The organism is Vibrio sp. NH-UV-68, assembly GCF_042940635.1.
In the GTDB taxonomy this organism is placed as follows: Bacteria; Pseudomonadota; Gammaproteobacteria; order Enterobacterales; family Vibrionaceae; genus Vibrio; species Vibrio pacinii.
In genome coordinates this window covers 506,705-530,002 of the sequence record NZ_CP134976.1, presented here as the reverse complement: position 1 = coordinate 530,002, position 23,298 = coordinate 506,705, and the positions used below count along the sequence as shown (strand labels likewise).

Genomic DNA, 23,298 nt, shown 5'->3' with positions numbered 1-23,298 from the left:
AGCCCATTAACCAATAATTAGATGTAGAAGATAGTCAATGCGTCCAGGTTTATCCGCCCTTTTGTTAGCATTATTGCCATGCTTAGTTTCGTCTCCAGCCCTCGCTGAAGATGGGCAAGCGCCATTAGTTCAAATTGATGACCAATTGTTCACCAAACATGACGAACTCAGCACAGCGCGACAAACAAAAGACGAGCAGCAAGCACTGCTAGATAAAAAACAAGCTGAACTTAACTCTCTCGATCAACAAGCGAAAGCATTAGAGAAAGCTTTCACTGACGCAAAGCAAAAGCTCGAGTCTGATTATCAACGGATGATTGACGACCCGAGTGTCGACTTGGTGGCCTCTCAACAAGCTTATCAAGACGCCTGGTCAACGGTTAAACAAAACCAGAAAGCACGCCTAGCGGCAGAACAAGCCGTTGAAGAGCAACGTGCGTTGTTAGTCACACGCAATGCTGAAGTGGAAGCAATTGAAAAAACAATTGTCAGCCTTGGCGAAAGCAAAATTCGCGCTCGAGTTGAACAACTTAACCATGAACTGCAACAGCCAAGTAATATCGCGGTCAGCTTTACCAACCGCTGTCAGCCATCAATGACATTAGCCCAATGCGACCAACAAACTCGCGAGCTAGCACTGCAAAAGGCGGTTAAACAGTTTCGCAGTGAGATCCCAAACCAAACCAGCGAAAGTGCTTTGGTAAAGCGTAATATCAACGATGCCACTCTCAATATTCACGTGTTAAGACATGCCACCAAGCAGTCTGGTTTTTATGATGGTGTCCGCTACCGCATAGTTATGGATGTAGAGCTAGAAACAAGACCAAGCGAAACCGTGGCTTGTCAGTTGCTTCAGGTCGAAAATCAATACTGTTTCGCTCCCGGCGTTGATAGCAGCAAACAATTACCTGTCGATCAGGAAATTGCTTGGGTGACCTTCTCTTTACGTTCAAATCAATATAATGACAGTGTCTTTATTGATGGTGTCTCTTATGGCAGTACCCCTATCGAAGTGATGTTGCCAACGGGATCGCACAATGTCTTGATCAAAAAAGAAGGCTACCAATCGTTTAATCAGCAAATATCGATTAAATCTGACACTTCTTTACGCGCCGTATTAACAGAGAAAGCCAATCCATTACGCGATGGAACTAAGTTTGCCGATGGCATGGCCAACAAAGGTTCAGCGCCAGAAGTTGTCACTTTACTGCCTGGCAAATTCTATGTGGGAGAAGAAGGCTCAAGGCAAGTTTACCTTGATCATGCTTTCGCGATTGGGGTTACTCCAGTGACCGTTAGCCAATTCGCGACCTTTGTAGAACACACTAGTTATCAAACGGATGCCGAGCTCAAAAACACCTGTACCGCATTGGTTAACGCCGAAGTCACTCCTATTGCTAACAGCAGTTGGCGCGACCCAGGCTTTAAGCAATATCCAAATTCTCCAGTGGTGTGTATTAGCCAAAATGACGCTAGCTCATACACCAATTGGCTGCGCCAACAAACTGGAGCATCTTATCGTCTACCCACTGAAGATGAATGGGAAATCGCCGCACGTGCTGGTAGCCAAGATAAGTATTGGTGGGGTGATGAATTTAAACCAGGTCAAGCTAATACCGGTTGGAGTGGCACACCTTGGTCAAATATAAGTACCGCTCCGGTCAGTGCTTTCAAACCAAACCAATTAGGTGTTTATGATAGTGTTGGCAACGTGTGGCAGTGGACCAGTAGTCCGCGTGGCATCGTTAAGGGAGGCGCTTGGAATTTTTCGCCGAATATGGCGGCGGCAGATAAGCAATTATTCCTCTCTCCATCAGAAGCCACCAACTATGTTGGCTTTCGTATCGTACGCGATATCAATTAAGTATCTGAGGGGGATTTCCCCCCTTTTTTATTTATTTCAAAAAGATAGAATCGATAACGAACTTAAGTCTAGCCACTTAAGTTTGATATCTATTGATATGTCTATCTCTCAGTGATTTATTCTGAGTACATAGAACCTCTTCTACACTTGGACAGGAACTTATGGTTCTTGTATTTGCCAGTCATCAATTGATGCCTGGCATTTTTTATTCATCGTCCCACTCTTCACTTGATTACAGTCAACCATTACACTGTCTGATTAATTAACGAGCAATCAATCGACTTATCTAATATCTACAACTGCCTATTCAATAGAACATGCTATGATAGTCATCTTATTTAATAGCTTACTGTTGCACCTGTGAATCCACAACAGCTCTCCCTTTTTGCTCAATTACCCGGATATTGGGGATGCAAAGATCTCAGTTCGGTTTTTGTTTATGCTAACGACGCTTACGCCAAATTAATCGGCTTTGATCAATCTCATGATTGTATCGGTTTGACCGACCACCAGATGCCGAGCCCAACCACCCGCTGTGCTAGCGACTTTGTCAATCAAGATCGATATGTCATGGAGCACAAAACTCAGCTCAAAGTGTTAGATATCCACCCCTACCCTGATGGAACCTGGCGTGCACATATCTTTACCAAGACCCCATGGCTTGATGATAGTGGTCAAGTTCAAGGTACAATATTTTATGGTCAAGAGCTGTCAGATACTGCGATTTTAGAAGTGGGTCATTGGATTTGTCGGGCCACTGGAATCTCAACAGAACGCCCCATGACGGCCGTTACTCCCGCAACGAGTACCCTGAGCTGTCAGTTAACCGACAGAGAATCTGAAGCATTGTTTCTGCTTTTATATGGTAAGAAACCACACTACATCGCCAATATTATGAACATATCGGTGAAAACGTTAGAAAGCTACGTGGTGCGATTAAGGCGTAAGTTTGGGGCTCATTCAAAAGCCCAATTAGTCGAAATGGCGCTTGACCAAGGCTATGGATCGCATATCCCGAAAACATTATTGAAAACCCAAATTTCGGTTGCTCTCAATAGTGAATACGCCACATAAGTGGCGTATTCGATTTTGTCCTAAGGAGCTAAACGGTCGATAATCCACTGCTCTTCTTGTTTCGAGAACAAAAAGCGATCGTGAAGTCGATGCTCTCCACCCTGCCAAAACTCTATGCTTTGTGGTCGAATACGATACCCGCCCCAGAAACTAGGTACTGGGATCTCTCCGGCTTCAAACTTTTTCTTGAGTTCAAGAAACTTGCCTTCCAGCACGCCACGAGCGGAAATTCGGCTACTTTGTTTACTGGCGATAGCGGCAAGTTGGCTACCTTTAGGGCGAGAAGAGAAATACTTCAAGTTTTCCGTTGCCGATAATTTTTCTGCTACACCGGTAATATGAACTTGACGTTCTAATGGGTGCCATGGGAAATGGAGGCTAACTTTGGCATTATGCTCTATGTGCTGCGCCTTGCGGCTACCCAAGTTAGTATAAAAAACGAAACCGCGCTTATCGACATCTTTTAGTAGTACAATACGCTGAAAGGGCTGACCCGTTTGATCAACGGTCGCGACTGTCATTGCTGTCGGGTCGGTCAGTTTCGCCTCAATGGCTTGTTTTAACCACAGGTTAAACTGCTCGATTGGGTCTGCGTTGAGATCTTTTCGGCGCAGTCCACCTTTGTTATATTCGCGGCGAATATCTTCAAGTTCCATCTCTTGTCCTCGACGAAATTTTTCATCGATTGTGCGCGCTTCTCGACAAGAACTCAAGCCCAAGCCGCGGGTTATGACTACACTTTATTAAAACCATCTATCAAAGTGGAGAAACCTATCATTTTGAATGACAAAACTGACGCTAAGTCCTTAACATTTTTAGCTATCAGTAATAAAATCAATCGAATATCACCATATTACAAGGATCACCGATGAGTAAGAGCCGTTATAACAAGCTTACTCCTGACGAGCTGGATTATGTCGATGACAAAACCGCTGCGTTATTATTGAACACGCCAAACAGTGCCCGCATCATGCTGTGGGTAATGGTGATCTTTTTTGTTTTGGCAGGTTTATGGGCTGCGTGGGCTGAAATTGATAAAGTCACGGTGGGCCAAGGAAAGGTCGTTCCCTCTTCACAACTTCAAGTGGTGCAAAACCTCGAAGGTGGCTTGGTCAAAGAGATCCTTGTTCGTGAAGGACAGAAAGTCGAAAAAGGCCAGCAATTGTTGCTGATTGATGACACGCGTTTTCGTTCAGATTACCGCGAGCGTGAACAACAAGTCGCCAACTTAACCGCAAGCGTGCTGCAACTGTCAGCATCCATTACCAGCGTGGTCATTGATGAAGAGTTTGAAGACGCAGAATGGCAACGAGCGGTGTTGCTCAATTTTAACCGCCTCGCCTTTCCTCCTATATTGGTCGAGTCTCAACCTCGACTTGTCGCGCGTCAACGAGATGAGTACCGTCAAGATCTCGAAAACCTCCGTAACCAACTGTCCGTGATTGACCAACAAGTTAAGCAAAAACAACAAGATTTAGTAGAGATCCAGGCGCGTATCAAAAACTTACGTGAAAGCTACCGCTTTGCCGATAAAGAACTTGAGATTACACGTCCACTTGCCGAAGAGGGGGTGGTTCCTCGCATTGAATTGCTAAAACTGCAGCGCCAAGTCAACGACACGCGCCGCGAACTAACCTCAAGCGAACTCAAAATGCCGGTTTTACAATCAGCAATTAGAGAAGCGATGCTTAGCCGTATTGATGTTGCCCAGAAGTTTCGTTCAGAACAGCAAGAAAAGCTCAACGAAGCTCAAGACAGACTTTCATCATTGACTGAGTCGACAATAGGTCTGGAGGACCGCGTAAACCGCACCGTCGTAACCTCGCCAGTCACAGGCACAGTAAAAACGCTCAACGTTAATACAGTTGGAGGCGTTATTCAGCCGGGTATGGATATTGTGGAAATCGTTCCGAGTGAAGATACGCTGTTGGTTGAGGCTAAGATTGCACCTCAGGACATTGCATTTTTGCGCCCTGAACTGCCAACCATTGTTAAATTTAGTGCTTATGATTTCACTAAATATGGTGGGTTAGAAGGCACTTTAGAACATATTAGTGCCGATACCACCACCGATGAAGAAGGCAATAGTTTCTATCTTGTGCGTATTCGCACCAAAGAGACCAGTCTCGACAAGGATAACTCACTGCCTATAATTCCGGGAATGACGGCTTCTGTCGATATTATTATTGGTAAGCGAACCATACTTGAATATCTGCTCAAACCAATTTTAAGTGCTCAAAACAACGCCCTGAAGGAATAACTATGGCTAATTTTAATGACCGTTATTCAAGGATTGCCGCTTGAAGGCAATCACTCTAGCAAAATGTTCAGTCGCTTTTGCGCTGTTATTTTTTGCTACAACGACTTCGTTTGCTCTTAACACCCAAGAGCAACGTTGGGTTGATTCGGTCAGAAAAACCTATGGCGACCGCGCCGGAAGGCGAGTGGAAACCTGGCGTCGGGAGATGTCTCAGTACGCTTCGCTACCCGAGCGACAAAAGCTCACCAAAGTGAACAGCTTCTTCAACCAGCTTAACTTTGTTGATGATATTAATCTTTGGGGAAAAAACGATTATTGGGCAACGCCGCTCGAATTTTTAGGCAGTAATGCGGGTGACTGCGAAGATTTTACCATTGCCAAATATTTCTCTTTGTTAGAGCTCGGCGTCTCCGATAAAAAACTGCGCTTGGTTTATGTAAAGGCTATTGAGCTCAATCAGTTCCACATGGTGCTGGCATACTATTCCACCCCCAGTGCCGAGCCGGTACTGTTGGACAATATTAACCCAGAGATTAAACGTGCTTCTACCCGCCGCGACTTATTACCTATTTACAGTTTTAACGGTAAAAACTTGTGGCTAATGAAGTCGAAAAACGGACAACTTGCAGGGAAATCTTCTAGGCTCAGCCTTTGGAATGATCTCCGTGCGCGCGAAAAATCGCTCCAACTAAACAAACCCATAGTCAATTATGATGAGTAGGCAATATGACGTTATATAAACAACTTGTCGCCGGCATGATTGCGGTTATTTTAATGTTGTTGATTTCAGTGTTTATCATTGAATTCAATACAACACGAAACAACCTCATTCAACAGCAGCAATCCGAGGTAAATAATACCATCAATACTGTTGGCCTGGCCCTAGCCCCCTATCTAGAGGACAAAGACCAAGTCGCAGTTGAGTCGGTCATTAATGCGCTATTCGATGGCAGTAGTTATTCAATCGTACGACTTATCTTCTTAGATACTGGTGACGAGATCCTGCGTACCTACCCGGTCCAGCCCAATGACGTCCCTAAATGGTTTACCCAACTAAATCTATTTGAACGTATACATGATCGCCGTGTTGTGACGAGTGGTTGGATGCAGTTAGCAGAAGTCGAAATTGTGAGTGATACTGGAGATGCCTACATCCAGCTATGGCTTGCTTTTGAACGTTTAGTTATCGCGTTCTGTATTATTCTGCTTATTGGTTTGTTTGCTATTTCGTTCATTCTTAAACGTGCGCTCCGTCCATTGCAATTGATTGTTAATAAAATGGAGCAAGTCGCGCGTAATCAGTTTGGCGATCCACTGCCCCGACCTACCACGCAAGATTTGATCTACGTTGTTGATGGCATTAACAGCATGTCATCTCAACTTGAAAAATCATTTAAAGCACAAGCAAAAGAGGCGCAGCAACTGCGTGAACGTGCCTATATCGACCCAGTTTCCCAGTTAGGTAACCGTGCCTACTACATGAGTCAACTCAACTCATGGCTTGGCGAAGGTGGTATGGGTGGTGTCGCTATTCTCGAAGCGAGCTTTATTCGTGAACTCTACGACGACAAAGGCTACGAGGCTGGTGACGGGATGGTGCGAGAGCTCGCCGATCACCTAAAAGTGTCGCTCTCTTCACCTAACGTAACACTTGCACGCATTTCGACCGAAGAGTTCGGCTTTATTGTTCCTAATCTTGATGAGAGCGAACTAAAATTAATCGCCGAAAGTATCATTACTTATGTACAAGACGTCAATGCTGACCCTACGGGTATGGCGACACCGAACATTTCGCTTGGGGTTGTTTATAACAAGGGCTCGACCAGTTCAACTGAGCTATTAACTATGCTCGACAATGCGTTGGCCGCAGCGAAGTCAAACCCAGAGTTGGATTACAGCTTCGTGACGGGTGAACAGACCGACAGTTTGATGGGCAAACAACAATGGAAACAATTAGTCAGTGAAGCCATCAGCAACGATTGGTTTAGCTTCCGTTTCCAAGCGGCTAACGACAGTTCCGGTAAAACCTATCACCGAGAGGTGTTCTCAGCGATCGAAAAAGAAGGTGAACGTTACAGCGCAAACCAATACTTATTTGCACTCGAACAACTCAATGCCAGCCACCTGTTTGATGAGTACGTCATCGAATCGATAGTCAAACGTTTAGAGGCGGGTGAGTTTCACGCACCAGTCGCCATCAACATCGCGCAAAGCAGTATTTCTCAACCAAGCTTTATCCGTTGGGTGACTCAACTGCTTAATAAACATACTCAAGTCGCCTCATTGCTCCATTTTGAGATCCCAGAGAATTGCTTTATTAACTCACCACACCATACCGCCTTATTTTGTAATGCGGTGCGCGGTGCAGGTGCTGATTTCGGTGTCGACAACTATGGGCGAAACTTCCAATCGCTTGATTATATTAATGAGTTCCGCCCTGCGTATGTAAAACTCGATTATCTCTACACCCATCATCTTGATGACGAAAAACAGAAATTTACTCTGACGTCAATTTCAAGAACAGCGCACAATCTGGGCATTAAGACCATTGCATCGCGAGTCGAGACACAGACTCAGTTAGACTTCTTAGCTGAGCACTTTATTGAAGTCTTCCAAGGCTTCATCGTAGATAAATAACAAATAAAAGGTATAGCATGCAGGATCCGCTATTAAATTCTCTTATCTACGTCAGTCGATACTATGGATTAGCTAACTCTCCCGAGGCGTTAATTAATGGCTTGCCACTCTCCGATGGTAAGTTGACCCCTTTTCTGTTCCCTCGCGCAGCAGAACGTGCCGGGCTAGTCGCGAAAGAGAACCGCGCAGAACTTGATGAAATTTCACAACTGGTGTTACCCGTTGTACTGATTTTAAAAGGTGGTGACGCTTGTGTTCTCAATAGCATCAACGCAGACAAAACCGAAGCTGAAATTGTTTCTGGAGAGTCGGGGTTGGTGCCCATTTCCATTTCTCTTGAAGAACTTAGCCAACTCTATATTGGTCGCTACTTTCTAGTAAAAAAGCAGTTTCGTTACGACGAACGCTCACCAGAAATTTTAAAAACACGCGAAGGTCACTGGTTCTGGAGCACGATTTGGCAATCGAAAAAAATCTATCGAGACGTGTTGATCGCTTCAATTTTGATCAATTTATTTGCCATCGCTGCGCCAATGTTTACCCGTCTAGTGTACGACAAAGTGGTGCCCAACCTAGCGTTTGAAACCTTATGGGTACTCGCGAGCGGTATTTTCGTCATCTTCTTGTTTGACCTTACTCTCAAGCTGATGCGCAGCTATTTTATCGACGTGGCAGGGAAGAAGTCCGATATTTTGATCTCTTCTAAACTGTTCAGTAAAGTCATGGGCATTCGAATGGAATCACGCCCAGCGTCGGTTGGCGCCTTTGCCCGTCACTTACAAGAATTTGAGTCGATCCGTGAGTTCTTTACTTCTGCAACGATTGGCTCTTTGATTGATTTGCCTTTCGCCATTCTCTTCTTGTTGCTGATCTGGTTAATGGCAGGAAGCCTTGTGTTCGTCCCGATTATCGGGGTTCTGATCTTAATCATTTACTCGTTGTTGATTCAAGGACCTTTGCGTCACACGATCGAGGAAGGCTCACGACTTGCTTCGCAAAAATACGCCAACTTAATCGAAAGTCTGGCCGGTTTAGAGACCGTTAAACTATTTGGCGCGCAGAGCCAATTCCAATACCGTTGGGAAGAAGCCGTCGCGCATATGGCGAATTGGAGTGTTAAGAGCCGTCGCATCACTGATGGCATTCAAAATACCGCCGGATTTGTACAACAAGCCTCTAACGTCGGTATGATTATTCTCGGCGTCTACTTAATTGCAGAGGGCGAGTTGACCATGGGTGGCTTGATTGCCGCCACCATGCTCAGTGGTCGTGCAATTGGCCCTATGGTTCAGTTATCGCTGCTTTCCACTCGTTACAATCAAGCTAAGTCATCCATGACGATTATTGATCAAGTCATGTCGATGCCAGATGAACAAGAAGAAGGCAAACGCTACATCCATCGTCCGATCATTCATGGCAAGATTGAGTTGGATAAAGTGACCTTCCACTACCCAGACTCACCTGTCGCTTCGATTCGTGATTTAAGTTTAACCATCAACCCTGGCGAAAAAGTCGCCATTATCGGCCGTATTGGTTCAGGTAAGACAACGTTAGAACGTTTGATTATGGGGTTGTTTAAACCTACTGAGGGTCACGTTCGTATCGATGATACTGACATAGACCAACTGCACCATATCGATATTCGCCGCAATATCGGTTGTGTTCCGCAAGACAGCCAACTGTTTTATGGCACGATTCGCGACAACATTACCTTAGGTCGACCACTGGCTGACGATAGAGATGTTCTCGACGCCGCAAACCGCGCTGGTGTGACGGTATTCACCCAACAAGATCCCGCGGGTCTTGAACGTCAAGTGGGCGAAGGTGGTTTAATGCTGTCGGGGGGACAACGTCAAGCCGTTACCATCGCACGTGCAATCCTTGGTCGTCCTCCGGTATTGCTGCTTGATGAACCAACAAGCGCCATGGATAACCGTTCAGAAATGCATATAAAACAACAACTCGCGCAATTAAAATCAACCGAGACGCTGATTTTAATCACCCATAAGACCTCAATGTTGGATGTCGTGGATCGAGTTATCGTGATGGAAAAAGGCTGCATAATTGCTGATGGACCTAAATCAGAAGTGCTTAACAGCCTTAAGCAAGGTAAAGTCAGAGCGGTCAACTAACCCTAAAGCGTAAAATGAAAAAGCCATCAGTTCGATGGCTTTTTGTTTATCTTAAGCAGACGAAGTTAGCTCGTTGGGCAACTTGCTACCCCCACTTCCTTCCACACACCCCACTGACCGGATTGCGTAGGATCATCGCCTTGAGTCCACCATTTTGCTTCCCAAACTTTACCAGCCCACGTGACTTGTTGACCACCGTTGTAGACTGCTGCCGCATCCCACAGATTATCGCACAACTCACCACCTGATGAAGTTTTAGTCACAACAACCGTACTCGACGCTGTGACATTGGCTTGGCCATCGCTAACCGTCACAGTAAACGTTAATGAGGTATCTTGGGTGTATTCAGCAGCAACAAAGCTCACCATTGCACCATCGATCGTCGCGTTTAATCCTGCAGGGATATCCCATGAATAGCTGAGAGGGTCACTGTCGGCATCGCTTGAGGCAGATGCATCGACGACTACCACATCGCCACTTTGGACTGTGGCAGGAGCACTAACGACAGCGACTGGCGCTTGGTTTACTGGTGGCAGATCTTGCGGATTAATGCTAATCACAACGGTATCTGATGCAGAAGCGCCTTCATTATCGGTCACTGTTACCTTGAAACCGTAGCTTTGTGACGCCGTCACCTCATTAGCAGCAAAACTTGCCTGCGCAGTGTTAGTACCCATCAACGTCACCGTCTGACCTGAAACTTGCGTCCACTCGTAACTCACAATAGCTCCGTCGCTGTCTTTCGACGCTCCGGCATCTAAAGTCACCGTCACCGGACCAACGACCGTTTGGTCTGCGCCCGCATTTGCCACTGGCGCTTTATTGACTGGCGTACCAGTACCACCAGCTAAACCTTCATGCATTGCATTTAAGATATCGCCGTTATCTGCATCAATTTCCCACGAGAACAGACCAGCCAGACCTAAGTCGCGAACATAAGCGCCTTTCACTTTCACTGAGCGGTCGTCATCAAACGTAATCAGTTTACCTGACGTCGGATTCCATAACCAAGGGGCTTGCGCTTGCTCATCGTAACCATATTGGAAGCCATTAATACCCGTATTGTCAGGCCCCAACATAAACGACTTAATGCCTTTATAATCAATAACCCCATCTTCCCAAACGCCTTGAGCACTTGAGCCTGTCAGTTTACCGTTACCAACACCTGTCATTGGATCTGTTGGGTCACTTAATGAGCTCGGTAGTACCCCTTCCCATCCACGCCCATACATGGCCGCACCAAGCACAAGTTTGTTAGCCGGGACACCTTGAGCCAGTAATAACTGAATACCATTGTCTGAAGTATAAGCTGGCCCAGTATATGGTTTGCCATTCTCATCGACGCCAGTTCCATCACATTGACCAGGACGCATAAATTTACCGCAATAAAGCGCCGTCTGATGGCCGAGGACATTGTTCCAACCGCCATAGAAGTCATAAGTCATGGCGAAGATATAGTCCATGTACTGTACTGCATCGGCATAATCAACATCTTCTATCTTGTCGTGGCCAACGCCAATCGCTGAGGTCAACTCATAAGTACGACCACTATTCGCTTCCAACTCATCAAGCATGGCACGCAATTCACGCATCAATGCGACATAGGCCGGGCCATCATTAACCGGATCGCCCTTGTCGGCAGCTGCACCGCCGCCGCCAGGAAATTCCCAGTCAATATCGACACCATCATAGAACTTCCATGTGGTTAAGAAACGTTTAACCGAAGCAACAAACGTATCTCGGTTGGCTTTGGTGGTAAAATCAAAGAATGGGTCTGATAACGTCCAACCACCAATAGATGGAATTATCTTAAGATCGGGGTTACGCTGCTTGAGCGCCATTAACATGGCATAGTTGCCCTTGATTGGAGAGCTGTATTCATGGCCTGCCTGAGGGAAACTCTTTTGATAAGCGGCCCATGGGTCATGAATCACAACTTCATAGTCAGGCACCCCCTGACAAGCAGTCATAAGCGCATTGTAGCTGTTGCCACCAACCGATTTCACCGACTCGTTAGGACCACAAATAGGGATAAATCCGTAGAGGATATGAGTAAGATTATCTGCAGGCAGGTTATCAACGGTGTAATCGCGACCATAAATACCCCACTCGACAAAATACGTCCCGACGACTGTATTCGGGTCGGTATTGTATGACTTGTTATTTGGATCAATGTTCATCGCAAGCGGCGCAAGGTGAGCGCCATCGGTATCCGCGACCACAATTTCGGCTGGAGCACTGGTACTACAGCCCGTGGCGTCACACGCTTCGATGGTCAACTGATAACGGCCGCCTTTGCCATATTGGAAGTTGGCACTGGTTTGGCTACCTGCAATTGGACCGGTTGCGACTTCAACACCATCAAAGTAAATCTTGTATGTATCCCCTGTGGTTCCACTCCACTGGTTAAACTTAATACTGATATCCGCTTGTTCTTTATACTTAACCATCTGGTTGTAGCCAGAGGTGGTTTCCATTGCCAATTCAATCTTAGAAAACTGTAGATTGTTCGATCCATATACATCAACGCTCGGAGCAGCAGGTGCCGCCAGCGTAGTGCCAGAGATCGCCAATGCGATGCTCGCTGCACATATAGTAATACGATTCATACCTATTTCTCTCATCCCTTGTATGTTTGCCCCAATTGTCAGAGCCACGTCTGTTCGATCGAAAGTGAAGAACATCACCTTCAGTATTTAAGAGACTTTTTTTTTAATGGAAAAAATAAAGACTAAATACGAGTGATTACTTAAAAATTTATCGACGTTATCAGCTTGTTACATGACAAGCTCGATACTGAGTCAAAATCTGAGAAAATATAAGTAATCAGAATTAAACGCGGTTTAAATTAAACAAACCAGCAGTTGGCACTATCAATAATTCAGTGAACAAGATAGAAAACTGCTGAAATTTATTAAAAGTGCAGCAGTGGTTCCAATATCAACAGAAATATCGATGTAATTATTTAGACTTAAAACGCGCCGTGAAATGACGTAACACAGGCGGTTCGTACTCAAAGGTTAACCCTTTCAGCTCATGCGCGCGCTCCTTCAAGGCGATTATCGCGTCCGCGACGTAGTCGATGTGATCGTTGGTAGTAAACGCGTCTTGGAATAGTTAAACGCATCAGATCAAGCTCAGAAGGCTTTTGCTCAATCGTGCGTGCAGTGCAACTGGCAGAAACAATGAAATTAGCAAACTTCTCACATTAAGATATTGAAATCGCATTGAGAGCTAGGCACTCTCTTGGTTTAAATGTCTGTTGACTAGGGATCGATAATGAAAATAAAAACCACACTCTTCACTGCCATCGCACTTGGTATAAGCAGTTATGCCTCCGCTCAAGTGACGATTAGCATTCCTGATACGATTGATGTCGTTGTCGCCAATAATACCAAGCCTGAACTCAAAGGCGGTTTCTTTGATGCCAGTAAAACGTTAATTCTGCCTGATGGCGAGAATCAGATTCTGTTTATCTATAAGCCCTATTTCGACCAAGGCAAAGACCGCGTTATACTTGACAGTGACCCGCTGATCGCCACATTCAGTGCTCAAGATCAACAGCTAGAATTTGAAATGCCAACTTACCGCAACGCTCATCGAGCATCGCAACAGATCCATAGCGTAGAATGGTCTCTAAAAGACAGCAGCGGAAACCTTATTCCAGTAAAGCAAGACAAATTGGTTAAAGAGGGCATGCAGATTGGCCGTAACCTACAAGTGGAGCTGGCTGAATACAACCGTAAGGGTGGCAAGGCAGCATTGTCTGGTTTGACAGCGACCCCCGTCGTCGCAACGATTGACAGTAAAAAATCGGCCGACTCAACGGCCGAAGAGATGCTGTATTTTTGGTATAACAAAGCTGATGCAAACACCAAAGCACGTTTCAAAGCGCACATTAATCAGCAGTAATTGACGTCACAAGGAGCCATTGCACACAAGCAGTGGCTCAACATGCGTTTGGCCCGTCGATATGCGATAACACTCTTCGCCATTCGCCACTAGACATCTAAACAGCTCAGCATCAAGTTTACCTTGCTCGACTAATTCACGAATAATCGCAATCGCCTTCTCTAGCGATAAACCCGCACGATACGGTCTTGATTGAGTCAAGGCTTGAAACACATCGGTAATCGCAATCAATCGGCTCGGTTCATCTAACTCGTCCGCATCAAGGCCGAGTGGATAACCTGAACCATCAAGACGCTCATGATGATTGGATGCCCACTGAATAATCTCGGTATTGGCAAAGATCCTTTGCAGTACATGGCGTGAATCGGTCGCGTGACGTTTGATACATATATACTCTTCATCCGTCAGGGTACCGGGTTTGTGCAGTACTCGATTCGGCGTTTTGAGTTTACCGATATCGTGGATAAGACCGGCAAAATACAACATACGAGTCGTATAGGCAGGGTATCCCAACTGACTACCGAGATATTCGGCCAATTGAGCGACATGCAGTGAATGCTGATAGGTAAATGCGCTTTTCGCATCAACAATTTTACCAAACAGCTCAGCAACCTCTATTGACTCATCCAGACCAATTCTTAACGAGAAAAATGGCAAATAAGAAAAATGCTCAGCAAGCGATTCTATATAACGCGGTTCCATTGAGAACCAAAAATCATCACACTCAATCAACTCAAGCATTGCATTGACTTGGGTCGTTTCAAACATAACGTCACAATTAGCTTTGAGCTCTTCGGCAATATTGCGTTTGCATTGATGGGACAAGTTTCCGTAGTAATCTAGGTTAGCATTCGCTCGCAAGTTATCGAGCCGATCGGCTAAAAAGACCAAACTCGCAAGCTGTTTGTCTTCTTCACTAACTCCGGCCAGAGGCTTTAAATCTTGCCACCAAGTGTGATGATAAAGGATCGGCGTCGCCATTGAAGACAACGGTTGACAGGCACTTAACAGTTCATAGCCTCTGATACAGTGGTGATTGGTATCGCTTGGTACTAGCTGAGACAAAAGCCCGTTACGCTCATTTAAATCAGACACTCCACAATCATGAACGAGCCCCAGAGAAAAAACGAATTGGGCTTTTTCATTACTCCAGTTAAGCTGTTGAGCGCAGCGATGGGCAATATAGGCAACACGATGACCGTGATAGATTTCGTCGACACCGACAGCATCAAGCGCATAGGCAATTTCAAACAGTACACGACGTAGGTCGACACTTATTTCTTGCTTGGCAAAGACCATTGTGACGTTTCCAATTATTAGTATTTATTATGCCGCACAGAGTAAACTAAAGTACTAATGATAAACCATAGCATATGAAAGGTTATTAACAGAACTGTGACTTCACCAACGTAATGCATATTTTACGTGCTAGAGTTTTACCATTATTTGCATGCCAGTTTGCTAGCCATCACCGCTTGATTTTGTTACGTTTCTTACAGCAAAGCATGCAAGGAATGGAATATGTTTAGACGCACTATCGACACTGATATCGACTTAGCTCTTATTCAAGAGTCATTTGCCCCATATTACAGCCAAATTGTTGCTGAACAGCGTGACTACTTAGCCGAATGGTTAGCCTGGCCACAACACTGTCAAAGCGACCAAGACTTTCGTCTTTTTGCTCAACGTATGTTGCACGATTACGCCGACGGAAAGTCGATGACTTGCGCTATTTTTTTCCGCGATGAGCTCGTCGGAAACTGCAGTTTCAACAAAATCAATTATGATACCCAATGCGTTGAAATTGGTTATTGGTTGAGTCAACACCATCGAGGTAAGGGCATAATGCCGCGCGCTGTTCACTCTCTTATTCAAATCGTGTTTGAAGAATTAAACATGGAGAAGGTGCAATTATCAGCCGCCGTAGATAACCATGCCAGCCGCCGAGTAGCAGAAAAAGTAGGCATGGTGTTAGAAGGCATCCTAACCAATCAAGAAAAAGTCTCTGGCCGTATTCTTGATCATGCCGTTTACGGACTCAAAAAGTCGCCATTAATGAGTGAGTGAACACGTTGTTTTTTTAGATTAATAGAGATTTACCAAACTATGTACTACTATTGGCGCCAGATTTTGTAGTTAGAGAAATTTCTAATGTCTACAAGCATTAAACTAATTTTGATCGTCCTAGCTTTGAGCGGTGGCTTTTTTGCTAGTGACATCATTAAGTGGTTTCAATCACCTCAAACCAATATATCGTTAAACGATTATTGCTTAGTCACAACAGCGGGTTGTCAGCAAGACGGAATTCGCATCACTGCTGACCGTGATACTACCCAACCGTTAGCGCCCACTCAACTCACCGTTGACTGGCCAAACTCCAGCAGTGAAACGCTGTTTCTGACACTTCAAGGATATGAAATGGATATGGGTAAGTTGGTTTTTAAATTGGACAAAAACCCTCAAGGTCAATTTACGGGTCAAGTCGTACTGCCAGTATGTACATCGGATGCCATGACTTGGTACGGCACTCTTTCTGACCAAGTCCACTCAATCAACACTTCAATAAGGATGGAACGATGAGTAAGAAATGGGGATTCGCACTCTTAGCCGCGTTTGTCTTGGGTGTTGGTTTAAATCACTATTATATTAATTCTCAAAACGCTTCTACGTTGACTGATAGCACGCCTAACTCAAGCATCTTATATGGTGAAAACAATGCCCCGGTCGATATCTTTGCCCCAAGTGATCAACGAATTCGCGTTGTCTATTTCGGTTTTACCCGTTGCCCTGATGTTTGTCCTACCTCGCTGGCAATGTTAGCAGGTGCACTCAATCAAATTGACGATGAAACCCAACAACAATTTCGGCCGCTTTTTATCTCGCTTGATCCTGAGCGTGATGCCGCGGCAGACGCTTATCAATACGCTCAGTATTTTCATCCGATGATAGAAGGATTGTCAGCGCCACTCGACATTACCACTCCGCTGGCTCATCGCTATGGCGTTATTTTCCGCAAGACCAAGTTAGAAAACTCTCAACTTGAGTACACGCTCGATCACAGTTCTTATTTCTACTTTCTCCACCCCGATGGCACGTTAATCACTAAAGTGCCACATACTCTGACACCGGCGCCCTTGGTGGAAGCCTTTAAAAACCTGAATTCCAAAGGATTATGACCATGAGATTGAAAGCCTTGCTACTGGCCGTTTTTGCCTTAAGCCCTCTTGCTCACGCAGATCAAACCGACATTATGGCGCACAACGCGTACGCCCGTGCCACGCCGCCCAATGCACCGACCAGTGCAGTATTCGTTGAAATCCTCAATCAAGGTGACAAAGATCGCTACATTGTATCTGCGTCAACGCCAGCCGCCGGCAAAGTAGAACTTCACGATGTGATTACCGAAGGCGATGTGATGAAAATGCGTCAGATCGAGCGCATCGAAGTGCCAAGTAAAGGAAAAGCAATACTTAAACCTGGTAGCCTGCATATTATGTTGTTCGACCTTAAGCAAGCGTTTGTAGAAGGTGAGCAGATAGACGTAGAGATTACGTTTGCCAATGGTGAACAACAAACCTTTAGTGCGCCAATCAAGAAAGTCATGAGTGGCATGAAACACCATCATTAAAAAATGACTTAACAAGGTGGGTAAGCTCCCACCTTGTTGATTAGATAATTGGTTTAAATGACTGCGCGAGCAAAGACGCCACTGTGGACTTTGCCAGAGTAAAGAGCTTCGTTTAAAAAGCTGACGAAGTTTTATAAAAATTCAAAATGAACACCGTCAGTATAAGTGGTAAATCGACTTACAAGACGAAGAGTCTCCCGCCCCTCTTATTCACCAAACAAGCACACAATAACAACATAAAATTCACATCATATCATTTCAATTAATTTTTCATGCTAATTTTCAATTACATCTAGACACATTATTTCAAGCCGCTAGTATATCGATCTCAGTTTGATATAACTGTTATTACTATAACTCTATAAAACTATTCATTGCAGGGATAACTATGCAACACAACTCACTTATTGCACGCTTTGCTCGTGGCAATCTGGTTTTGCAGATCCTAGCCGGCATCATTCTCGGTGTAGGTCTAGCGACTGTTTCTCCACAGCACGCTCAAAGTGTTGGATTACTCGGAAGCCTGTTCGTTGGTGCGCTCAAAGCCGTCGCCCCTATTCTCGTTTTTATTTTGGTCGCTGCCTCGATCGCCAATCAGAAAAAAAACCAGCATACCTATATGCGTCCAATCGTGGTGCTTTACCTTTTTGGTACGTTAACTGCTGCACTGACCGCAGTCGTACTTAGCTTTTTATTCCCAACCACATTAACGCTTGTAACAGGTGCCGAAGGCGCAACACCACCACAAGGTATTGCTGAAGTCTTAAATACTCTGTTATTTAAGTTAGTCGACAACCCAGTTAATGCTCTGATGAGTGCAAACTACATTGGTATTTTGGCATGGGCAGTTGGCCTTGGTCTGGCGTTACACCACGCATCAGCTACAACCAAAGCGGTATTTGAAGATTTGAGTCACGGCGTTTCGCAGATCGTTCGCTTCATTATACGTCTGGCTCCTTTTGGTATCTTTGGTTTGGTTGCCTCAACGTTGGCAACGACTGGTTTCGACGCCTTAGCTGGCTACGCTCAACTGTTGGCTGTTCTGCTGAGTTCAATGGTTATTATTGCTCTCGTAGTCAATCCAATCATCGTTTATGTCAAAACAGGCGAGAACCCGTACCCACTGGTACTAAGATGTCTGCGTGAAAGTGGCGTGACGGCCTTCTTTACCCGTTCAAGCGCTGCAAACATCCCTGTAAATATGGCGTTGTGTGAAAAGCTTAAGCTTGACGAAGATACCTACTCAGTCTCGATTCCTCTTGGTGCAACCATCAACATGGCAGGCGCTGCGATTACTATCACAACCCTGACTCTTGCTGCCGTTCATACAATGGGTATTGAAATTGACTTACTGACAGCGCTACTACTCAGCGTCGTTGCAGCAGTTTCAGCTTGTGGTGCCTCTGGTGTTGCTGGTGGTTCGTTATTACTAATCCCATTGGCCTGTGGTCTGTTTGGTATTCCTAATGAAGTGGCGATGCAAGTGGTCGCGGTTGGCTTTATTATCGGTGTGGTGCAAGACTCTGCAGAAACGGCGCTGAACAGTTCAACAGATGTCGTCTTTACAGCGGCGGTATGTAAAGCGAAACAAAAACAAGCGTAATCTTTGCTGATACTAAAAAAGCCTCGTCATCACGAGGCTTTTTTGTATTTATAGAAAGGTGTTCAAACAATCGATGACTAATGTTTGTCAATCGGTGACTGAGTAAAATCAAGACGCTCGCTACTCGTTTCCGAGGCTTGAACGTCCGTCTCATCGGTTAAGAGATCTTCAATCACCGTGGCAGGATCGGTCATGGTAAGCTCGTCATTCAGTTGCTCGGCGTCTATCGGCGCCGCAATACGGCTGTTATCATCAATCGGAATATTACGCTTGTAGAGTCGATTAAGTGCCTTAATGATTGAGTGCTTACTGACTTTTCGTTCACGAATTTTCTTAACAATCGGCTTAGCGAGACTTTGCAAACCAACAACCGTATCGACACCAATATGCATCGCGACCTGATCTCGTAAATTACGCGCAGAGTCATGACCAAGTTGCGCCGCTAAAAACAGCCAGATGTAAGCGATAGAGTTTCCGTTTGGACGATGTTCCATCCACGTTTCTCCGGCTCTGTACATAGCCTCTAGATGGCCTTTTTCCGCCGCACGCTCTATCCAATAACAACCGCGCTCAAAGTCTTGAGGCACACCCCATCCTTTGATGTAATTTAAGCCAAGCTTCATCCGACCTTGATTGCTTTTAAGCTCAGCAGCATCACGATAGTACTCGCTCGACTTGGTCGGGTTCTTTTGCGGATTGTTAGGCGATATCCACCAATCTCCCAAGAAAATCAGCGCATCAACATAATTTTGTTCGGCCGCTGACTCCATAATGTCGAGCGCCTTGGCAACATTGATATCGGTACCATGACCATTAAATAGCGCCATGCCCATTTCGTATTTATGCGGTAGACTGCCATCAGCCGCCGCAATACACACTTGCCAAAACTTCGCTTTCTCTTTAAGCACAAGATCTTGTTTCATCTTATTACTCAGACGTACAACTCCGTACATCCCAGTCACACTGTCAAGCTCAGCCGCTTTGGTATACCAGTGAAGTGCTTCTTTCAAGCGCGCTCTTTCTGCTTCTTTTGCCAAGTAAAGAATGGTCGGAAGATCGCCATTTTCTGCTTTAGCAATGCGTTCTTGTTGTTCTTGCTTGCGATGTTTTTCTATCGCCTTTCGTTGCGCGATACTACGTTCTCTGCGCTCTTGTTCTAAACGTTTTTTACGCAGTGACAGCGCCAGCATCCACATAAACATGCCCAGTAGCAGCAATCCGGTCGCACCAATGGCGATCCCTATTATATTCATTCGTTCTTCTTTCGTGTATTAAGCTAATTATAATATCGGCAGCATACTCAAATGATTGAGTTTCTCAATCATACCCTATAACACACACACCACATACTGCTATACCATTAGTGGATGCAATGCAGTTCACAAGCTAGAGCAATTGATTGCCTGCTCACTTTTGAGCTTATTTTTATAATAAAATTTTTTCGGCAATAGTTACATAAACGACGATAATTTTAGTCAATCATTGTGCTTATCAAACACTTCCGTGCCATATTTAAGACTAATTTATGAAAAATTGACCAAAAACAATAGCAGAAATACATTACTTATTTTATAATGCGAATTAATGATTCAAAACATCATAAATTCTAACATTAGGGGCAGAAAATGAGACTTATCCCATTAAACAAAGCCGCACAAGTCGGTAAGTGGGCAGCAGCGCACATCGTAAAACGTATTAATGACTTTCAGCCGACCGCAGATCGCCCATTCGTTTTAGGTTTGCCGACTGGCGGCACACCTCTGGCGACTTACAAAGCGCTGATCGAACTGTATAACGCAGGCGAAGTGAGCTTTAAGCATGTTGTGACTTTCAATATGGATGAGTACATTGGCATCTCAGAAGATCACCCCGAGTCTTACCGTTCATTTATGTATAACAACTTCTTTAATCACATTGATATCCAAGAAGAAAACATCAATCTTCTTAACGGCAACGCCGAAGATAATGAAGTTGAATGCCAACGTTACGAAGACAAAATCAAGTCTTACGGCAGAATTAACTTGTTTATGGGCGGCGTGGGCAATGATGGTCACATTGCCTTTAATGAGCCGGCATCGTCACTCTCTTCACGCACTCGTATCAAAACCCTAACGGAAGATACCCGCATTGCTAACTCGCGCTTCTTTGATGGTGATATTGAACAAGTACCTAAGTACGCACTGACGATTGGTGTGGGTACACTGCTAGACTCTGAAGAAGTGATGATTCTGGTTACAGGTCATAACAAAGCTCTAGCACTGCAAGCTGCGGTAGAAGGCAGTGTTAACCATCTATGGACAGTTTCTGCACTGCAACTGCATCCTAAATCGGTTATCGTTTGTGACGAAGCAGCCCAGCAAGAACTCAAAGTAAAAACGGTTAAGTACTTTACAGAGTTAGAAGCAAAAAATATTGTCGGTTTCTAAATCTAAGAATCTAAGAATCTAAGAATCTAAGACGATTAAAAAATCCGAGTTTAATACTCGGATTTTTTGTTGTCGCCCATCGAAAAGGTATGGCGACACCACCACCAGCCACTCTCGTTAACACGGGTCAACAGTGACCGTTACCGCAGAAAAAGACTTGATAACAGTTTAACCAACAACTTGGGATACTTAAGCAATAGATGACTACGCGGCAACCATGATGGTGTCACCATTACGGTTTTAGCATGTGAAAAGGTATAGAAGCCTTCTTTGCCATGGTAGTGGCCAATTCCCGACTCGCCAATACCTCCAAATGGCGCATCATCCGCCGCGACATGCAGTAAAGTATCGTTGATCACTACGCCTCCACTGTGGGTCTGTTCAACCACCTGTTGTTGCAGCACCTGATTATCTGACATCAAGTACAATGCGAGCGGTCGAGGCCGTTCGTTGACAATAGTAAAGGCGTCACTTAACTGTCGATAACTGATAATGGGCAAGATCGGACCAAAAATTTCCTCTTTCATCAATAACATTGAGTGAGTCACCCCAGTGATAAGATTTGGCAACATTTGCCGCTCATTCAACTGGACATCCTCAAGCGTATGAATGGTTGCCCCTTGTTGCTTGGCGTCAGACAAGTAAGTCTGCAAACGTTGATATTGACGCTCATTAACGATCTGGGTTATCGGCACTAGCTGCCCCTTGCGAACAAAACGCTTTTTGTACTTGGCCAAATAGGTATTGATGAACAGCTGCTCTTTACCTTCCGGTAGCAAAATATAGTCAGGGGCAACGCAAATCTGCCCGGCATTGATTGATTTCCCGATCATAATGGCATCGACGGCGCGTTTTATATCAGCATCATCGCCAATGATAACGGGAGATTTTCCACCTAATTCTAACGTCACTGGGGTTAGATTTTTCGCCGCAGCCTGCGCAACCAAACGCCCCACTGACGTCGAACCAGTGAAAATTAGATGATCAAAGGGTAATGATGAAAAACTCTCCGCAATGTCGGCTTCACCTTCGATAGCAAAGATATGATCCTCAAGCGATGCACATATTTCGCTCAGCACTTGATTGGTGTGTGGCGTGTACTCACTGAGTTTGACCATAACGCGATTACCGGCAGCTAACGCGGTCACGACAGGGCCAAGGCTAAGAAAGATTGGAAAATTCCACGGCACAATTACTCCGACGACCCCAACGGGCTGGTACTCAACTTTTACCTTTGACGGTGAGAGCAATAATCCGGCATGACGACGGCTTGGCTTCATCCATTTTTTTACGTGTTTGATGGTGTAATTAATATGGTTTACGGCGGGTAGAAGATCGCTGATCAAACTATCGAATTCGCTCCGGAATCCGTAATCGTTTTTCAATGCCTCAACTAGGTCCTCTTGCCGAGCAAGCAACTGTGCTTTTAAGCGCGTCAGCAACGCGATTCTTTGAACGTGATCTGGGTACGGATCATTGTGATAGTGTGCCTGAACTTGTTGATACAACTGCTCAAGCTCTTGCTTATTTTTGACATGTTCCTTATGCCAGCGATTCAAATCGACCACTTTTTCCATCAATAGCTACCAACTCATTCAAACAATTTACTCATAGTAGTAAGTTTTTACTCTAATGTCGCTAAACAGGTCGCCTGCAATGGTCAATTATTGTCTGAAAAGGAAAACGCAGCGCCATAGACATCAGCTTGTGGGGGACAGGAGCATGTTTCATCGGCGCTGCGTGTAGAACCACCTACCAAATC

Annotated in this window: 18 protein-coding genes and 1 pseudogene; 13 read left to right on the top strand and 6 right to left on the bottom strand. The window is 45.1% G+C overall.

The features are described 5' to 3' along the window. Positions 1 to 37 precede the first annotated feature (37 nt). A complete protein-coding gene (locus ViNHUV68_RS16780) occupies positions 38 to 1,864 on the top strand; it encodes an SUMF1/EgtB/PvdO family nonheme iron enzyme (protein ID WP_391091713.1) in 1,827 nt (608 codons plus the stop codon). Between the two features lie 360 nt (positions 1,865 to 2,224). Next, complete coding sequence (locus ViNHUV68_RS16775; protein ID WP_038177453.1) at positions 2,225 to 2,938, top strand: PAS domain-containing protein; 714 nt, start codon at positions 2,225 to 2,227, stop codon at positions 2,936 to 2,938. A 20-nt stretch (positions 2,939 to 2,958) separates the two neighbouring features. Here the strand turns inward: ViNHUV68_RS16775 and pdxH are convergent, their stop codons facing one another. Continuing rightward, positions 2,959 to 3,594 (bottom strand): pyridoxamine 5'-phosphate oxidase, encoded by a 636-nt coding sequence (gene pdxH, locus ViNHUV68_RS16770; protein WP_038177454.1) that lies wholly within the window; start codon positions 3,592 to 3,594, stop codon positions 2,959 to 2,961. Positions 3,595 to 3,806: 212 nt separating this feature from the next. On the opposite strand from pdxH, the gene ViNHUV68_RS16765 reads away from it, so the two are divergent. From ViNHUV68_RS16765 to ViNHUV68_RS16750, 4 genes are read left to right on the top strand one after another with little or no spacing between them, the layout of a single operon-like run. After that, positions 3,807 to 5,198 (top strand): HlyD family type I secretion periplasmic adaptor subunit, encoded by a 1,392-nt coding sequence (locus tag ViNHUV68_RS16765; protein WP_038177456.1) that lies wholly within the window; start codon positions 3,807 to 3,809, stop codon positions 5,196 to 5,198. Between the two features lie 49 nt (positions 5,199 to 5,247). Further along, a complete protein-coding gene (locus tag ViNHUV68_RS16760; protein ID WP_038177568.1) occupies positions 5,248 to 5,919 on the top strand; it encodes a transglutaminase-like cysteine peptidase in 672 nt (223 codons plus the stop codon). Between the two features lie 5 nt (positions 5,920 to 5,924). Then, positions 5,925 to 7,835, top strand: coding sequence for an EAL domain-containing protein (locus ViNHUV68_RS16755; RefSeq protein WP_391091708.1), 1,911 nt, complete (start codon positions 5,925 to 5,927; stop codon positions 7,833 to 7,835). 17 nt (positions 7,836 to 7,852) lie between these two features. Further along, positions 7,853 to 9,967, top strand: a complete 2,115-nt coding sequence (locus ViNHUV68_RS16750; RefSeq protein WP_391091706.1) for a type I secretion system permease/ATPase — start codon at positions 7,853 to 7,855, stop codon at positions 9,965 to 9,967. Positions 9,968 to 10,032: 65 nt separating this feature from the next. Here ViNHUV68_RS16750 and ViNHUV68_RS16745 read toward each other — a convergent pair whose 3' ends face one another. Both ViNHUV68_RS16745 and tnaA read right to left on the bottom strand, forming a co-directional pair. Further along, entirely contained in the window at positions 10,033 to 12,576 is a 2,544-nt protein-coding gene (locus tag ViNHUV68_RS16745) for a glycosyl hydrolase family 18 protein (protein ID WP_391091704.1), read from the bottom strand. A gap of 352 nt (positions 12,577 to 12,928) precedes the next feature. Beyond that, positions 12,929 to 13,127 (bottom strand): annotated as a pseudogene (gene tnaA / locus ViNHUV68_RS16740) (tryptophanase); the annotation flags it as partial. Between the two features lie 119 nt (positions 13,128 to 13,246). Here tnaA and ViNHUV68_RS16735 point away from each other — a divergent pair. Further along, a complete protein-coding gene (locus tag ViNHUV68_RS16735; RefSeq protein WP_038177461.1) occupies positions 13,247 to 13,879 on the top strand; it encodes a DUF2057 family protein in 633 nt (210 codons plus the stop codon). Positions 13,880 to 13,885: 6 nt separating this feature from the next. Here the strand turns inward: ViNHUV68_RS16735 and ViNHUV68_RS16730 are convergent, their stop codons facing one another. Beyond that, positions 13,886 to 15,178 carry an HD domain-containing phosphohydrolase gene (locus ViNHUV68_RS16730; RefSeq protein ID WP_391091702.1) on the bottom strand — a complete coding sequence of 431 codons (1,293 nt, stop codon included), beginning with the start codon at positions 15,176 to 15,178 and terminating at the stop codon, positions 13,886 to 13,888. Positions 15,179 to 15,400: 222 nt separating this feature from the next. On the opposite strand from ViNHUV68_RS16730, the gene ViNHUV68_RS16725 reads away from it, so the two are divergent. From ViNHUV68_RS16725 to sstT, 5 genes are all read left to right on the top strand, one after another. Further along, complete coding sequence (locus tag ViNHUV68_RS16725; RefSeq protein ID WP_391091700.1) at positions 15,401 to 15,946, top strand: GNAT family N-acetyltransferase; 546 nt, start codon at positions 15,401 to 15,403, stop codon at positions 15,944 to 15,946. Between the two features lie 84 nt (positions 15,947 to 16,030). Next, positions 16,031 to 16,459: a hypothetical protein gene (locus ViNHUV68_RS16720; protein ID WP_391091699.1), complete on the top strand. Its 429-nt coding sequence runs from the start codon at positions 16,031 to 16,033 to the stop codon at positions 16,457 to 16,459. Beyond that, on the top strand, positions 16,456 to 17,055 hold the full coding sequence (locus ViNHUV68_RS16715) for an SCO family protein (RefSeq protein ID WP_391091697.1): 600 nt from the start codon (positions 16,456 to 16,458) through the stop codon (positions 17,053 to 17,055). The genes ViNHUV68_RS16720 and ViNHUV68_RS16715 overlap by 4 nt, the downstream gene beginning before the upstream one ends. 2 nt (positions 17,056 to 17,057) lie before the next feature. Continuing rightward, positions 17,058 to 17,507 carry a copper chaperone PCu(A)C gene (locus ViNHUV68_RS16710; protein WP_038177469.1) on the top strand — a complete coding sequence of 150 codons (450 nt, stop codon included), beginning with the start codon at positions 17,058 to 17,060 and terminating at the stop codon, positions 17,505 to 17,507. Between the two features lie 388 nt (positions 17,508 to 17,895). Next, complete coding sequence (gene sstT, locus ViNHUV68_RS16705; protein WP_038177470.1) at positions 17,896 to 19,110, top strand: serine/threonine transporter SstT; 1,215 nt, start codon at positions 17,896 to 17,898, stop codon at positions 19,108 to 19,110. 77 nt (positions 19,111 to 19,187) lie between these two features. Here the strand turns inward: sstT and ViNHUV68_RS16700 are convergent, their stop codons facing one another. Then, entirely contained in the window at positions 19,188 to 20,363 is a 1,176-nt protein-coding gene (locus tag ViNHUV68_RS16700; RefSeq protein ID WP_038177472.1) for a tetratricopeptide repeat protein, read from the bottom strand. Between the two features lie 372 nt (positions 20,364 to 20,735). Between ViNHUV68_RS16700 and nagB the strand changes: the two genes are divergently transcribed. Next, entirely contained in the window at positions 20,736 to 21,536 is an 801-nt protein-coding gene (gene nagB / locus ViNHUV68_RS16695) for a glucosamine-6-phosphate deaminase (protein WP_038177473.1), read from the top strand. Positions 21,537 to 21,676: 140 nt separating this feature from the next. Here nagB and ViNHUV68_RS16690 read toward each other — a convergent pair whose 3' ends face one another. Further along, positions 21,677 to 23,113, bottom strand: a complete 1,437-nt coding sequence (locus tag ViNHUV68_RS16690; protein WP_391091694.1) for an aldehyde dehydrogenase family protein — start codon at positions 23,111 to 23,113, stop codon at positions 21,677 to 21,679. Positions 23,114 to 23,298: the final 185 nt, after the last annotated feature.